The sequence below is a fragment of the uncultured Nonlabens sp. genome, from assembly GCF_947495285.1.
Taxonomy (GTDB): domain Bacteria; phylum Bacteroidota; class Bacteroidia; order Flavobacteriales; family Flavobacteriaceae; genus Nonlabens.
This window is the reverse complement of record NZ_CANLXZ010000021.1, coordinates 39562-55043: the sequence shown is the minus strand read 5'-3', so window position 1 is coordinate 55043 and position 15482 is coordinate 39562. Positions and strand designations below refer to the sequence as shown.

At 34.6% G+C, this 15482-nt stretch carries 17 protein-coding genes; 6 read left to right on the top strand and 11 right to left on the bottom strand.

What is annotated here, in order from left to right:
* Nucleotides 1-162: 162 nt before the first annotated feature.
* Nucleotides 163-861, top strand: a complete 699-nt coding sequence (locus tag Q0838_RS09960) for an SbcC/MukB-like Walker B domain-containing protein (protein ID WP_298954280.1) — start codon at nucleotides 163-165, stop codon at nucleotides 859-861.
* A 70-nt stretch (nucleotides 862-931) separates the two neighbouring features.
* Here Q0838_RS09960 and Q0838_RS09955 read toward each other — a convergent pair whose 3' ends face one another.
* Complete coding sequence (locus Q0838_RS09955; RefSeq protein ID WP_298954277.1) at nucleotides 932-1291, bottom strand: hypothetical protein; 360 nt, start codon at nucleotides 1289-1291, stop codon at nucleotides 932-934.
* A gap of 142 nt (nucleotides 1292-1433) precedes the next feature.
* Between Q0838_RS09955 and Q0838_RS09950 the strand changes: the two genes are divergently transcribed.
* From Q0838_RS09950 to Q0838_RS09935, 4 genes are all read left to right on the top strand, one after another.
* Entirely contained in the window at nucleotides 1434-1907 is a 474-nt protein-coding gene (locus Q0838_RS09950; protein WP_298954274.1) for a YqiA/YcfP family alpha/beta fold hydrolase, read from the top strand.
* A 385-nt stretch (nucleotides 1908-2292) separates the two neighbouring features.
* Nucleotides 2293-2901 (top strand): DUF6088 family protein, encoded by a 609-nt coding sequence (locus Q0838_RS09945; protein ID WP_298954271.1) that lies wholly within the window; start codon nucleotides 2293-2295, stop codon nucleotides 2899-2901.
* Nucleotides 2888-3904: a nucleotidyl transferase AbiEii/AbiGii toxin family protein gene (locus Q0838_RS09940; RefSeq protein WP_298954268.1), complete on the top strand. Its 1017-nt coding sequence runs from the start codon at nucleotides 2888-2890 to the stop codon at nucleotides 3902-3904. The genes Q0838_RS09945 and Q0838_RS09940 overlap by 14 nt, the downstream gene beginning before the upstream one ends.
* A 129-nt stretch (nucleotides 3905-4033) precedes the next feature.
* Nucleotides 4034-7012: a DEAD/DEAH box helicase gene (locus Q0838_RS09935; protein WP_298954265.1), complete on the top strand. Its 2979-nt coding sequence runs from the start codon at nucleotides 4034-4036 to the stop codon at nucleotides 7010-7012.
* Between the two features lie 224 nt (nucleotides 7013-7236).
* On the opposite strand, the gene Q0838_RS09930 is transcribed toward Q0838_RS09935, so the two are convergent.
* From Q0838_RS09930 to Q0838_RS09890, 9 genes are all read right to left on the bottom strand, one after another.
* Nucleotides 7237-7830, bottom strand: a complete 594-nt coding sequence (locus Q0838_RS09930; RefSeq protein ID WP_298954263.1) for an HD domain-containing protein — start codon at nucleotides 7828-7830, stop codon at nucleotides 7237-7239.
* Nucleotides 7831-7834: 4 nt separating this feature from the next.
* Nucleotides 7835-8554, bottom strand: coding sequence for a phosphatase PAP2 family protein (locus Q0838_RS09925; protein WP_298954261.1), 720 nt, complete (start codon nucleotides 8552-8554; stop codon nucleotides 7835-7837).
* 3 nt (nucleotides 8555-8557) lie between these two features.
* The gene (locus tag Q0838_RS09920; RefSeq protein WP_298954258.1) at nucleotides 8558-9307 is read right to left on the bottom strand and encodes an isoprenylcysteine carboxylmethyltransferase family protein; all 750 of its coding nucleotides are present in this window, start codon (nucleotides 9305-9307) and stop codon (nucleotides 8558-8560) included.
* A gap of 18 nt (nucleotides 9308-9325) precedes the next feature.
* A complete protein-coding gene (locus Q0838_RS09915; RefSeq protein WP_298954255.1) occupies nucleotides 9326-9529 on the bottom strand; it encodes an alkaline phosphatase PhoX in 204 nt (67 codons plus the stop codon).
* 15 nt (nucleotides 9530-9544) lie between these two features.
* Entirely contained in the window at nucleotides 9545-10123 is a 579-nt protein-coding gene (locus Q0838_RS09910) for a phosphatase PAP2 family protein (protein ID WP_298954252.1), read from the bottom strand.
* Nucleotides 10124-10133: 10 nt separating this feature from the next.
* Nucleotides 10134-10709 carry a phosphatase PAP2 family protein gene (locus tag Q0838_RS09905; RefSeq protein WP_298954249.1) on the bottom strand — a complete coding sequence of 192 codons (576 nt, stop codon included), beginning with the start codon at nucleotides 10707-10709 and terminating at the stop codon, nucleotides 10134-10136.
* 136 nt (nucleotides 10710-10845) lie between these two features.
* Nucleotides 10846-12474 (bottom strand): glycosyltransferase family 39 protein, encoded by a 1629-nt coding sequence (locus Q0838_RS09900; protein ID WP_298954246.1) that lies wholly within the window; start codon nucleotides 12472-12474, stop codon nucleotides 10846-10848.
* Nucleotides 12471-13091, bottom strand: coding sequence for a lipid-A-disaccharide synthase N-terminal domain-containing protein (locus Q0838_RS09895; protein ID WP_298954244.1), 621 nt, complete (start codon nucleotides 13089-13091; stop codon nucleotides 12471-12473). The genes Q0838_RS09900 and Q0838_RS09895 overlap by 4 nt, the downstream gene beginning before the upstream one ends.
* Entirely contained in the window at nucleotides 13088-13801 is a 714-nt protein-coding gene (locus Q0838_RS09890; RefSeq protein WP_298954242.1) for a glycosyltransferase family 2 protein, read from the bottom strand. Before Q0838_RS09890 ends, Q0838_RS09895 begins: the two co-directional genes overlap by 4 nt.
* A gap of 191 nt (nucleotides 13802-13992) precedes the next feature.
* Between Q0838_RS09890 and Q0838_RS09885 the strand changes: the two genes are divergently transcribed.
* Entirely contained in the window at nucleotides 13993-14940 is a 948-nt protein-coding gene (locus Q0838_RS09885) for an NAD(P)-dependent oxidoreductase (protein ID WP_298954239.1), read from the top strand.
* 52 nt (nucleotides 14941-14992) lie between these two features.
* Here the strand turns inward: Q0838_RS09885 and Q0838_RS09880 are convergent, their stop codons facing one another.
* Nucleotides 14993-15472 (bottom strand): PepSY-like domain-containing protein, encoded by a 480-nt coding sequence (locus Q0838_RS09880; protein WP_298954236.1) that lies wholly within the window; start codon nucleotides 15470-15472, stop codon nucleotides 14993-14995.
* Nucleotides 15473-15482 lie beyond the last annotated feature (10 nt).

The following is a 15482-nucleotide window of genomic DNA, read 5'->3' as shown; positions in this document are numbered from 1 at the left end:
AAAAACAATAAAACAGCTAATCAAACCAGTAAAATGGTTAAGTTTGATATGTCTTAAATTTATTTAGGACAGGATTGGTATCAAACCATAAAAGAAAAAATAAAAAATAGAAAGCTTCAAATAGAAACGCTTTTTAAAGCGCATGAAAAAACGCTTAAACAATTGGAGGAAACTAAAAAATTCACCCTTTCTGAAGAAGAAAACAATAGCGCTTTAGAAAAAATAAAGGCGACAAACAAAACGCTATCTGTGCAAAAAGGCGAAATAAAAGAAGCCTTTAAAAAAGACAATGAAATTAAAGCCAGAAACAGCGAGGTTTATAAAAGCATAGAAACCCAAGAAGCCATTTGTGTCACTTGGCGTACTTTGTTTAAAATTATAGGAAATTCTAAAGATGCCTTTAACATTTACGTACAACGATTAACGTTAAAACACTTACTAGATCTTGCAAATGTACACCTGTACAATTTAAACAGGCGTTATTCTTTACAAATGGAAACCGATTATAAGCCTAAAGAAGAACTCGATTTTAACCTTATAGATCATTATCAAACCGATCAAGCACGACTGGTAGATACCTCTAGCGGTGGCGAGAAATTTATTATAAGTTTAGCACTCGCACTAGGACTCTCTGATTTGGCGAGTAAAAACGTAAAAATTGATTCTCTATTTATAGACGAAGGCTTTGGTACTTTGGATGGTAATACTTTAGAAACTGTAATATCTACCCTAGAAACCCTGCAAGCACAAGGTAAAATGATAGGTATTATATCTCACGTAGAAAACTTGAAAGAGCGCATTCCTACTCAAATAAAAATAAATAAGAAAAGTAACGGAGTTAGTGTGGTAGAGCTGGTTTAAAATTGATATTAAAAAAAACTTAAAAATACATCGTTGAATACTTAACCCTCTAGAGCGAAGTTAACGCCAATTATTTTTGAGTTTTAAAAAATGATGATATATTCATTTTAGGTTTAGGGGTTAATGGTTGCGTATTTAGTTTATTAAGTAAAACTTCAATAATCTTTTTTCGCACAAGAATTTCTGTACTATTGTCTTTAGGCAGACCATTAGCTGCGAGCATAGGCACGCCTTGTTTTTCTCTTTTTTCTTTAACTTTCTGAATATATTCCTCATTCATAGGATTAGTACCATTTTTTCTCGAATAAGCTTCACTACTAGAATCATATTGTTCATCATATTCCTCTTCAAATAGTTCTCTATGTATTTGTTTTTGCAAATCACTAATAAATGAATTGATCTGATTCGTGTATTTAACATCTAATTCCATCTTGTTTTTTTGTTAAGGTAATTAGATACTCAGCCAGTTCAAAATTTATTCTAAAAAAAATCAAAAATAATTTTTAAAAAGCCACAGAATAAGCTTTTGTATTTTAATTTTAAGACGATAATATCTTTATAAATAAAATGATATGCGTATACTGTACTTACACGGACTAATGTCTAGTAATCAATCAAGTAAAATAGACTGGTTAAGGCTAAAGCATACAGTGTACAGTCCGCACTTAAATTATAATACAGAATCTCAATCTATATTTTCTGGTTTGAAGACCTTAATAAAAACCAATCAAATCGATTTAATCATAGGGAGTTCTATGGGTGGACATTTAGGTTTTCATCTAGCTAATATGTTTGATATACCCAGCTTATTATTTAATCCAAGTCTTGCTCCAAATCAAGTTGAAAAACCTGCAGTAGAGATCATGTCAAACCCTAATATTCTTCATACTGTGGTTCTTGGGATTAATGACGATGTCGTTATCCCGTTAGATACTATTGCATTTTTAAATACTAGTAAATCTAATTATACAATTACTAAAGAATCTAATGGGCATAGAACTCCTATTGATATTTTTAAAAAGAACTTTAAAGCTTTAATAATTTAGAATCTCTATTTAAAAATAAAATGATGTTGTTTAAGTAATCAGGAAAATTACATAATCATTTTAGAACAAAAAAGTTTTACTAATAACTAAAGAGATGGCGTTTTCTTTTTTGCAATAGGTGTCGTATAAAACATTAAGTTAATCTAAAATAAAAAAACCTTACAATCATTTGATTGTAAGGTTTTTTTACCTGGACTGGACAGAGTTCAAACTTTTTGAAGGAGGATATCAATCTAATCATCTCAACATCAATAATACATAATCAAAAAGCCGTTTAATAAATGCCAAGTATTCAACTCCTTCAATTTTCAAATACAATTATCCTTTAATATTTTGTAACAAATAATACATATATTTGTTACAAAATGAATTGTAATAGTCTTAAATGATAAGTATAGAAGAGAAAATCCAAAAAGAAATAAGTACTAAGAAAGAAGGTACTCTTTTATTTCCTGCAGACTTTAAACACATTGGTTCTTCAGAAGCGGTGCGCTTAGCGTTACATAGACTTTATAAGGATGAGTTTATTACCAGAATTGCACAAGGAATATATGTACGACCGAAAAAAAATAAACTCATCGGAGAGCTATTACCAACTGCAGAAGAAATCGCTTATGGTATTGCACAAAGAGATAAAATAAAAATAGTGCCAACAGGAGTGTACGCTCTGCACGCTTTGGGACTCAGTCAGCAAATACCCTTAAAATTAACCTTTTTAACCGATGGTGCTCCAAGAGAAATTAAAATAGGGAAACAAATTATAAAATTGAAACGTACCACTCCAAAAAACTTAAAAGCTTTAGGCAAAATAAGTAGTCTAGTTATACAGGCTTTACGATCCATTGGAAAAGAAAAAGTAACTAAAGAGCAGGAACTCAAAATAGTAGAATTATTAAAAGAAGAATCTGAAACAAATTTAATACACGATCTAGACCTCGCTCCAGTTTGGATTCAAAAAATAATGAGTAAAGCATTCCTTAATGACAAAAATTAACTTCGCCGAGCTGCCGAAAAAAGATCGAATTGAAATCTTTAATCAGGCTTCAATCAAAACTGGAATACCTGCGTATGCCGTAGAAAAAGATTGGTGGGTACATCTAGTTTTGAAAACCCTGTTTGATATGGAGATAGGGAATTATCTTGTTTTCAAAGGAGGAACTTCATTAAGTAAAGCTTGGAAGTTAATAGATCGCTTTTCAGAAGATATAGATCTTGCAATAGACAGAAACTTTGTGGGTTTTTCGGGAGAACTTTCTAAAAAAGAACGAACTAAACTTAGAAAAGCAACTAGCGAATATCTTGAGTATGCATTTTTGCCAAAATTTATTCAAAAGCTTACCGCATTAAATTTTGAGAAGTTAGCTATTAAAATTATTGAACCTATCTCCAGCGACCAAGATCCTAGAATTATTGAAGTGTATTATCCCACAATTATCAATTCACCCGGCTATATAATGCCGCGCGTCCAAATAGAAATAGGCTGTCGCTCACTTAAAGAACCGTTTACCCTAAAGGAGATAAAAACACTGATAGACGAGCAATTCCCTGATGCATTATTTGTGGAAGACGCAATTAAGATTCCTTGCGTTAATCCTGAAAGAACTTTTCTTGAAAAAATATTTTTACTACACGAAGAATTTCAACGTCCAATAGAAAAAATTAGGGTTGATAGATTAAGTAGACATCTATATGACATTTATCAACTTAGTAAAACTGAATTTGCAGGCAAAGCGATAAGTAATAAAATACTATACGAAACGATTGTAAAGCATAGGATACTGTTTACTAAGGTAGGTGGAGTCGATTATAAATTACATCAACCGCAGGCTATTAATCCTATCCCACCAGATAATTTAATTTCAGAATGGAAAGCAGATTATAAAATAATGCAAGAACAAATGATTTATGGAGAAAGTCCTTCTTTTGATGACTTAATAACAGATATTAAAGGTGTTAAGCGATTATTTAATGACAGCAAATGGACTATTGACTTTTAAAATAGTACGTCGAGTTACGCTTTCGCGAAAGCGTAATTACAAAAAAAAATATACTGAAGAATAAAGCATTTAAACTTTTAAACGTACTACTGTATCTAAGATCTACGATGTAAATAAACGTATTACCTAATGACAAATCCTAAGCAAATACCACTTTTCAGCTCCCTTTTTAAAGGACGTGAAGATGTTTTTGCATTGCGATGGGAAAAATCTACTAAAAGCGGTTATATGCCAGCTTATTCTTATGATCCTTATATGTATCGCTTGCATAAACAGCACGGTGGTACTTTTAAGGATTATACTGACAAAACGTATTTACGGCTTAATGATTACCAATTATCAAAACATTTTAGTGGTGAGCAATCCATTGGAATTTACCCCTTGTTAAAGGATAATACCTCTTGGTTTATTGTTGCAGATTTTGATAAAGGAGATTGGAAAAAACAATCACAAAAAGCATTACAAGTTTTAAAAGAAAAAGAAATACCATCTTATGTAGAGCAATCTCGTTCAGGCAATGGGGCGCACGTTTGGATATTTTTTGACCAAGCCTATCCTGCTATTAGAAGTAGAAAAATTGTACTGTCACTTTTTGAGCAGGCCGAAATTTTTTCTGTTTTTGACAAGAACACTAGTTTTGACCGTTTGTTCCCTAATCAAGATTATTTATCAGGTAAAGGTTTAGGGAATCTTATTGCGTTGCCCTTACAAGGAAATAATATACTACAAGGTAATTCTTGCTTTATAAATCCAGAAACATTTGAACCTTATACAAACCAGTGGGATTTTATTAAAGAGATACAAAGAGTTCCTATCGCTCTCTTAAACCAAATTTACAATAAGCTTCAAGAAGGAAAAGGAGTAATTGCTACAAACAAAACCATTACTTCGGGAAAACTCCAAATATCATTGACAAATTGTGTCACTCTAAGTCGAAACGGATTAGAGCCTAGAATTATTGATTTCCTCAAAGAACAACTTAATTTTTACAATTCTGATTTTATCGTAAAAAAGAAGATGGGTAAAAGTACTTGGAAAACAGAACGCTATTTTAATCTCATTGAAGAGAAAGAAAATAGTGTTGAAATCCCTAGTGGTTTCGTAGGTAGATTCATTCGATTTTGTAAAGAGAACAATATAGATTATAATTTTTCAGACCAAAGAAAAAAACTACCTAATGTTACGTTTTCTTCCTCTATTGAATTACTGAGTCATCAACACGAGCCACTTTCTATAACTTCAAAAAAGGACTTTGGAATTATTGTAGCGCCTCCAGGAGCTGGAAAAACTATCATGGGTTTAAAGATTATAGAGCAGAAAGAACAACCTGCACTGATTATTACTCATAGAAAACAAATAGCGCAACAATGGATTACTAGAATAGAAACATTTTTTGGCAATCCAAAACGCGAAATAGGCTCTATAGGTCAAGGAAAAACTAAAGTGGGAAAACGAATTACAGTAGCTCTCATTCAAACATTGACAAAAAAATTAAACGAGAATAAAGATGAATTAAAATCTACTTTTGGAATTATTCTTATAGATGAATGCCATCACATTCCTGCAAAGTCCTTTAGAGACGTTATTCATCAATTGTCGCCCTATTACCAATATGGATTAACTGCAACTCCTTTTAGGAAAAATAATGATGAAAAACTACTGTTTTTATATCTAGGCGATATTATTGCTGAAGTCAAACCTCATCAAATCGATACCTTCAAAAAAGCAAGACTCGTGGTTAGAGATACAAATCTTGAAGTTCCTTTTAATTCTAAAACAGATCATTTTGAAACACTTTTTAAAGTCTTAATTCACGATTCAGAAAGAAATAAACTCATTCTAAAAGATATCTATGCCGAATTAAAAAATGAAAGAAAAATAATCATCATAACAGAAAGAGTTGAGCATATTGAAGTTTTATATCAATATTTGAAAAGCCAATATGAGGTAATCGCGATATCGGGAAAAAATAGTACCAGTGAACAAAATTTAAAGTGGAAAAGTATTCAAGATGGAAATTACCAAGCAATTATTACAACTGGGCAGTATTTTGGAGAAGGCACGGATATTAAAGACATTTCTTGCTTATTTCTTGTATACCCATTTGCTTTTAAAGGGAAATTAATTCAATATATAGGACGAGTTCAACGTTCAGAATTAAAACCTATTACATACGATTACAGGGATAAACACATTCCATATTTAAATAAGCTATTCCTAAAACGAAATACCTATTACAGAAATTTAGATCGCCAAGCCACACTTTTTGAAGATTTTGAAAGCTCAACAAATAACGATCAAAAAACAAGCATTATAAACAAGACAATTCGTGTAGCAATCAATGATTTAGATTTTCACTACGGACTGGTTTGTTTTTCTTATAAATACATACCATCAAAAGAGGCTATTCAATTTGAAATAGAAAACGAAGAAATCCAACCAGAATTTGAAGTACTAAAACCTTATTTCTCCAAAACATTACAATCAAAATTCATTTCTGTCCATATACAAATAGAAACTGATAAGAATACTATTGTATCCCAGCTAGCTACTTCTGAAGATATCGACAAAATCAATAAGGAGATTATAGAAAGCGTTAAATTTCAATTCATTGAGCATAATTTTATAAAAGGGAGAAAAGCTTTTGATAATAAAATAGAGAATTCAACTATTGAAAATCACTTAGCGTATTTGGTTAATTCAGATGACACTGCTCTTGAATCAATATTAAACAAGAACAAATATCTTCATAGTAGACACCTTCATTATTTAGCAAAACATCACGATGATACTGTATTGAAAATTAGATATGTTTTACATCCATTTTCATTTGTTTTTATTCTTACTGGAGAACAGAAATTCCATATCGTTTTAGAAACATTAGATACAAAAGAGGCTACTTACGTATGGCATTGCAATAAAGATACTCTACTATTTAAAAAAGAATTGAAACTTATAAATGAAAAGCTGAATTTGATAAGGACTAACGGGCGTCAAGCATTTTTAGAGACTAAATCTGAAAACTTCAGTAAAATTATTCACGATTATAACGATAGTCGAGACGTATTATACAAATGGAAGAATGCTTTGGAAGAACGGATGTTTTAGTTTGAATTATAGAATATCTAGAAATAGTTCAAACCTTTAATCTGCATAATTAGAACCCATTAAGATTAATGACAGGATTTAGGTAAATAAACAAAACGCTTTAAACATTTAGTTCAAAGCGTTTTATATAAAATTGTGAACTCAACGGGACAAAGTTCGAACTTTTTGAATGATGATATCAGCTTAATTATCTCAAGATCAAGCGTCTTAAATAATCTTAGAATTTAAGCCGTTTGATAGGATTTAAGTTTTTGGATATTTTCCAGCTTATTCTTCTCGTAGTATTTCCTCGCAAAATCAGTATGGAAACAATGATTTGATAAAAAACTCAAATTCATAGCGACCCATTGTTCATCTGTAAAAGTTATATCACTATGCATTTCCCATTCTTTACGAAGATTACTGTTCTTAGTTAGGAAGTTCGTTTTGCCTAAATGAGCCAAGTCTGCGTCGCAGATTACTTTTTGAGAAATAGTCTCTGGTTGCTGTGGCATTTCTGTTGCTCTTATATTGTAGATAATATTTATAATACGTTGGTCATCATACCCTATTTTAGTGAGGAATTCTTGAGCGAACTCGCAACTAAGCTTTTCGTGACCGGCTGCTCCTTCTGCATTTCCCAAGTCGTGGAAATATGATGAAATGATTAACTCCTCAATCGTCTCTTCAGATAGATTTTCGTTTTTGGCTATATATTCAGCATTCTGGACAACGTCTTTTGTGTGTTGCCAATTATGGAACTGTAAGCGTTTACATCTACTATGATCCATTATATTTTTGCAGTATTCCCGTACTTTCTCTATTATTTCTAAATTCATCACTCTAAAATTTTATAACTCCAGTAAGGCCATAAACATTGTTTCCTGCCATAGGTGCAATTACTATGTTCTCATTTTTTAAAAATGGGTTCCAAGCAAAATAGCGATCTAACAAATAGACGACCTTTACGATGGCGATCCCAATTCCAGCGCCCAACAGAACATCAGAAACGTAGTGGGCATCTTTTACTACTCTTAAGCTAGCAGTCGCTATGGCAAATCCATAACCGCTATAAGCTAATAGTGGACTAGAATCCTTAAACTCCTCATACAAAACAGTTGCCGTGGTAAATGCGTATGCGCTATGGGCTGAAGGGAATGCATTATTATTTGCTCCACTCGGACGTTCCTTATCTATACTTCGTTTTAATCTCGTAGTAACTAAATCAGTAAGCAGCAATGAAATGCCTAAATTTTTGGTTTGGTCAAACCAATGACTCCTAGACGGTACTCCTGCAATATCTGCAATATACATTTGAGCCGCAGGTGCAAACCTAGTGTAATCATCTATTGAAGTAGTTGTGTTGCCTCCTAAACGATCCTGTAGATTTGTTTCGAAAGTGCTATTTGTCATTAATAACGCCGTACCCGTTAATGCAGCTGGAACAATAAACTGTTTCCATTTAGCCTGAACCTTCACTGAGTCCTTGATGCTATTATTCCTTTGAGCATTTGCCACTAGTGAAAGACAAACTAACACCAATAAAATATAAGTCCCTTTCATTGATTAAATATTTGACTCTTTAAGCATATTTCTCTTTTTCATTATTTTAAGAACGAGGTATATAACAGTACTTGCAACGGCTGCATAAAACCAGAAATTGACTTCAAATTGGATAGACCTATTTTCTACAGCTGCACCTACCCAATCAAATAACCAGAACAAAAGGAAAATCGCAGCCAGTCCATTTTTTTCTTTTTTAAGTACCTTTTTTAAACAAAAGGGATATTTCGCCTTAGTATAATTTTTAAATGCAGGAATAAACGCCGGTGTTTTTGACGCCCAGTTTAGATAGCTATCTCCAAATTTTTCTATTAAGAAGTTTTCCTCTGCATACATTATACGTTCATAGTATAGCCAGTAGAGTAAAATAAAAGCAATTGTAAACCAAAGGTTTTCAGCGAGCATAGCTACTCCCAACCACATAAAAAAGTTGCCTAAGTACAAAGGATGACGCAACAAAGAATACATCCCAGTTGTATTAATTTCATCTGCTATTTGACCTTTTTTTGTATTTCTACCAGAAGTATTTTTGGCAGAATGTCCCACTGTATGAACTCTTATGAACAAACCAATCAGGCTTAAGCCTAAACAGATAAATTCATAATAATCTACACCTTCTTCAATGTGGAATGGTTCTATATATTCTCCATAAATAAACACCCCTAAGCCAGTGGCTAAGAATAATAATGGTAAATAACTTCTGTTTCTAAATAAGAAATCTCCTTGTGTTTTAAATTCTCTTTGTAAAGCCATTTTAATATAGTTTGATATTTAAATTATTGCGTTCCAAGGACCTGTAATGGCAAGCGTATGACCATTCTCCTGTATGTTTGCAAATAAGGTTTCTCCAGATGGTGAGAAGACTATTCCAGCAAATTCAGATGAAGAACTACGATTGCAGGCGAAAGTGCTAATCTTACCGTCTTGTTTAATAAATAGAATTCTGTTACTATTACTGTTTATTTTATAAACCATAAAGTTTCTCTTTCTTTAAAATTTAAAGGTCAATCCTATTTGGTGCGTATCATTTGCCGATGAATAGCTAAGCTCAAAATGATCGCGTTGATATGGTGTTGTAAATAGATAAGTACTTGCGATTCCAACAATGGCTCCTGCGGTCACATCATACCAATCGTGTCTGTCGTTCAAACCCTCAACACGGCTGTATGCCACAAAGCCTGCTATGGCGTAGGCTGGTATTCCATATCCCCAACCATATCGCCTTTGGATAAAGGACGCGCCCTGAAATGCAAATGATGTATGGCCTGATGGAAATGCGTGACCATCTGTTGCTCCATCTGGTCGAGGTTTATTTATTGCATACTTTAAGGCGTAGGTGGCTCCCATATTTGCACCGAACCCTTTTAGATATTGCCATCCACCTTCCTTATCTCCATTAACTAGCAATAATGTTATGGATGCTGCCATAGGAACAAATTGTCCTATATCTCCAGCTTTTTCAATAGCGGTTTCCATTCGTATTTCTGCCGGAGAGTCTATATCCTCTTGGGCATTAATTGCGAGAGGGAAAAATATCAGGCCTAGGACTATTACAATTTTTCTGAACATATCTTTCTTCTTAAAATTTGTATTTAAACCCAATCATATGATTCCCTTCAAAATTGCTGTAGGTAAGCTCCATATGTTCCTGTTGGTATTCTGTGGTAAAGAGTAAATTACTGCCCAGACCTATGGCAGCACCAGCGACAACATCTAGTATATCGTGCTTTTTTGAGTCTATCCTACTAGCAGCAGTAAAACCTGCTAATGCGTACGCTGGAATCGCATATTTAAAACCGTACCGTCTATGTACATATCCTGCACTATGAAAAACTGTAGAGGTATGCCCAGATGGGAATGAGTTATCATTACTCATATCTGGGCGCTGTTTATTGATTCCCAATTTAAGACCATAGGTCACTCCTGTAGTGAGTAGTAATCCCTTAGTAAATTGCCACGCTCCTTTTTCATCTCCAATCAGGAAACTTGTTCCTAGCGTAGCCGCTGGAAGTGCGAATAAGATAACATCGCCCACTTTCTGTGTGGTGCCCACTTGCGGTTTTGTCTCGCTAGTATCTTGAGCGACGGCAAATTGAGTAAAGAGAAGTGCAAAGGCGATTGTAGCAGCTACAATCTGAGATTTTAATTTTGGCAAATGGATATACATTCAGTTCGTGATTATTGATTAAAGTAAATGTGTATCTATATGCAGTTTGTTTTTTAAGTTGATTCAAAGATGTGACAGAAATCTTTTTGAAATTTGAAGAAAATCTAAAGGAAATCTAAAGTGATCAAGGCTTGCGCTGGACGATATAATAATCTGCCTTAAGCCTGTTTTTATATGCCCGCCTGGAGATATCAATTGGGTTTAGGTCAAAGGTCTCCACGCTCAGAATATCAAATTCCTTTTTTAAGAAATCGAGTTTATTCTTCTCTTTGGTGTGATAGGTTATTACTCCAAAAGGCTGACTGCTGGCGTTAGACGCCAATTGATTTTCACTCCTTCTCTCAGAAATCTTACCATAATCCCAAACTAGTTCTGGTGCCATTCCATCTAGTACATAAACAGGAATTGGGCTATCATTTAATTTTGAAATTGCTTTGTAATCAGGATTGCCTAATAAGGCATTGGATAATGGGAAGCCTAGGTTAATTGTAAACATTACAAAGGCAACGGTTCCATAAAAAACCAGCGGAAACTTCTGAACACTCAAATGGTGCCAGATAAAAATGCCAGTTCCAAATAAGGCAATAGATGATAAAATGTAGAACAAATAATAACCATCAAGCTTATTACCAAAATACAGATAAGCTCCTACAGGAAATATCAGGCCAATCGTCCCAATCAAGCCGTAATTAAAGTAGACTGGCCATTTCTCCCATTTACTCGTGGTGGTGTCAAAATTTTTAAAAAGGTATTGAATGTAAAAACCTACCGTCATCGCAAGTGGTATAAGAACAGGCAATAGATAGCGTGATTTTTTAGTCGGTATTAAGGATAGTAATATTACGGCCACAACAGTCCAGAGTAGCGCAAACTGATATGCCTTCAAGTTTGAAACTTTGTTCTTTAAATACGGATACAACAAACAGATAAATGCAGGAATTGTCCAAACACCAGATTGTGTAAAAAAGCTCCAGTAGTAGTAAAAGGGTTTTAGTTCGTAGCCTATCCATCTGCTAGATTCTTTGGTAGCGATGCGTGTGGCATCTGCGGTATCCATCATATAGATGTATATTCCCCACCAAGACGATAGCGCAATTATAATAACAAGCATCGCGATTAATGGCAACCATTTTTTTCTGAATCCTGAAAATTTATAGACGACCCCATACGCAATTAAAAAGGGCAATAAAAGCGCATAGTGTGAAACTGGTCCTTTGGACATAAATGACAATCCTATAAAAAGTCCTGCTAGTATTGCATTTTTATAAGCTTGTCTGGTATTTTTAAAAAAATTATATAGGAAATAGATACCCATAAACATAAAAGCGTGTGCATAGATATCCCAAGTCGCATTGCGCCCTGCAAATATGATATAGAAAGATGTTCCCAAGACAAGGGTTGTGATGAGTGCATAGGTTTTGTTTTGAGTAAGCTTTCGCGAAAGCGTATGCATAAAAAACAAGAGTGCTAGGGTAATGAGTGCGGCGGGAAAACGAAGGGCAGCGATGTTTTCCATTCCAAATAATTCTCCTGAAAATGCTGTGAGCCACGTAGGTAAGGGTGGCTTTTCATAACGTGGCAAACCATCCATAGTAGTAAGCATCCAGTTGCCTTGTGTGAGCATTTCTCGTGCGGTCACAAAATTGCGTGCCTCCATTATATTAGGATATAATGTTCCTAAATGAGATAGGAATATGAACCACCACATTACAAGGATTGTTACATAAGGGTATTTCTCAATGTAAGATCTCATAGCTGTTTTTTTAAAATGATGATGTTGCGTATGTAGAGAAATGAACCCAGTGCGTGACCCACTAGCAACACGGGATCTCGCCTCAACAGCGCATAACTAAGGATAAGTATTGATCCTGTAAGGCTGAGCACCCAAAATCCCATAGGCAGCGACGATTCCTTTCGTTTTTCTGAATAGAACCATTGATAGACAAATCGTAGCGTAAATATTACTTGAGCGACGATACCGAGCATCAATAACCAGAATGGGATATCATCATTCTGAAATAATAGGACTCTATCATATACCTGATTGTTATAGCCTATGTATAGTATGATAAAAGGAAATAGATAAAGAAACCAGCGCAGGATTTTTGGAAATTTAGTCCATTGCCCTTGCAAGTGCATATTGCGTATGTAGATGAAATACGTAAGAGTTTGACCTAGCATTATGGCAAAGTCATTGCGTAAGTAGCCGTAAACAAATAATAGAAATGATGCAATGAGGCTGAGTTGCCAAAAAAGAACCGGCGTGAGAACACGCTTATTCTTTTCTGAAATGATCCATTGTAAAATAGAGCGTCCAGAAAATAGGATTTGGGCAGTAAAGCCTATGGCATATATTAACCAAGTGCTCATCCCTTATCTGCTACCTTATAGTTGATGTATTTTTTCTTCATCCACAGATAAGCAAAGCAGTCCATTAACGGCCCTATCAATCTATTCCACACACCAAAATTTGCCGTGCCTGCGATACGTTCAAAGTGGCTTACAGGAACTTGCTTAATCGTACCGTTCTGTAACAAAATCATAGCTGGTAGAAAGCGGTGCAATCCTTTGAACATAGGAATACGCTTAGCATACTCTGTTTTAATAATCTTGAGCGGGCAACCTGTGTCATCCATACCATCGTGGGTAAAACTGCGACGTATACCGTTTGCAATTTTTGAAGACATATTCTTTACAAAGCTATCCTTACGTTTAGACCGAACGCCTGTAACTAAATCTGCCTTACCTATATGTGCAAGTAATAGGTCAAATTCCTTGGGATCTGTCTGTAAGTCTGAGTCTATATATCCCACAAGCGATGTGGTTGCGTGGTCAAAACCTGCTTTTATCGCAGCACTCAATCCATAATTTTTATCAAAGTTGAGATAGTGAAATGATGAGTTTGAATGGCATATCTCTTTGATAATGTTTAGGCTATCGTCTTTTGAACCATCATTTACCAGAAGAACTGATGTAGGGATTTTAGCAATTTCTATGTATTCTAAAAGTTCTTTTTCAACTCTTTTTAGGTTGTCTTGCTCATTGTAAACAGGAACAATAATCGTTAATGATTGGGTCATTCTAGGGTTGCGTACTGGTTATTCAGATTACAAGAGTAGTAAGAGAATCTAAAGCAAATTTTAAGTTGAAGTGGAGCTATCCAAAAGCACATCTTTAAGTTTCCTTTAGAATCAGAATGTAATATGCGATCGATTAGCTAGGTAGCACGTGCTTTGACCACATCAAATTAAAAAATTCACTTACAGGAAAGATGAAAATATTAGTTACTGGTATTGCAGGATTTATAGGATCTCATTTAGCAGAGAGGTTGCATAAAATGGGACACGAAGTGATAGGGTTAGATAATTTTTCCAGTTACTATGACGTAAATCTTAAAAGAGAGAATGCTCATACTTTAAAAACGCTAGGTGTTCAGACCATAGAACGCGATTTAAGGGTAGAACATCTTGTGATGGCATTGCCCGCAGATTTAGATTACATTTTTCATTGTGCTGCACAACCTGGTATTGCGAGTTCATCCACCTTTGAGGATTATTTATCTAATAACGTCATTGCCACCCATAACCTCGCAGATTTTGCCAGTCAATATCTTGATCTTAAACTTTTTGTAAACATAGGTACATCTTCCATTTATGGGATAGATGTTTATTGTGATGAAGAGCAAATGGCAAAACCTATTTCAAATTATGGTGTGACAAAACTCGCTGCTGAGCAAATTGTAATGTCACAGTCTCGATTAGGCAATTTTCCTGCTTGTTCTTTGCGATTATATTCAGTTTATGGTTCAAGAGAACGTCCTGATAAAATGTTTAGCCAGTTAATAGACTGTGCTTTAAACGAGAGATCGTTTCCCCTTTTTGAAGGAAGCCTAGAGCATAAACGTAGTTTTACCCACATAAGAGATATAATAGATGGTATCGTGAGCGTAATAGGTGGAGAAGGACAAGTCGATGGACAAGTTATTAATTTGGGCACAGATAAAGAATATACTACAGCACAAGGGATCAAAGCTGTAGAGAAACTTCTCGATACAGAAATTAAAATTATTATGAAACCTGCTCGTAGTGGCGACCAATTGCGCACAAAAGCAGTGATTGATAAGGCTCAAAGGCTATTAAATTACAAACCAAGTGTAAATCTTGAAGAAGGTGTGCAGGAGCAGATAGATTGGTTTAAATCAAAAAATGCCCAGAACTAAAAAGTTCAAGGCATTTTAAACTAACCAATCAACTACTTAACTAACGCTACCATTAATCATCACCTTCATCCTCATCGTCATCTTCATCTTCTTTCGATGATTGCTTAACCACTTTTCCATTTGCATCTATGGCAATTTCCAGCTCTTCTTTGCCTTTTTCAATCTCAAATTCATAAAGAATACCAGCTAGAGTTTCTGCCATCTCTGCTTCTTCGAGTTCGTAATTTGGGAAGTTGGACTTTAACGCATTCAGTACATTTTGTGGTACTTCAGAAATTTCAAGCTCGTGTTCTGTTTCTTGCCACGTGCCATCTTCTAAGAAATTTGCAGAATATTCCACCTTGTCGAGTTCGAATTCGGCTTCCCATTCTTTATCATTTTCCTTCTCCCAATCCACTTTTTTTGCTGTGGGGAACTTTTTCGCGAAAGCGTCCTTAACCGCTTGTGGCGCTTTGTCTTTAGTCGCGGTGGTAAAAGCCAGCGCTGCCACGGCTACAAAGACGAGACCTATTCCTATTATTGCTTTTTTCATAATATATTTT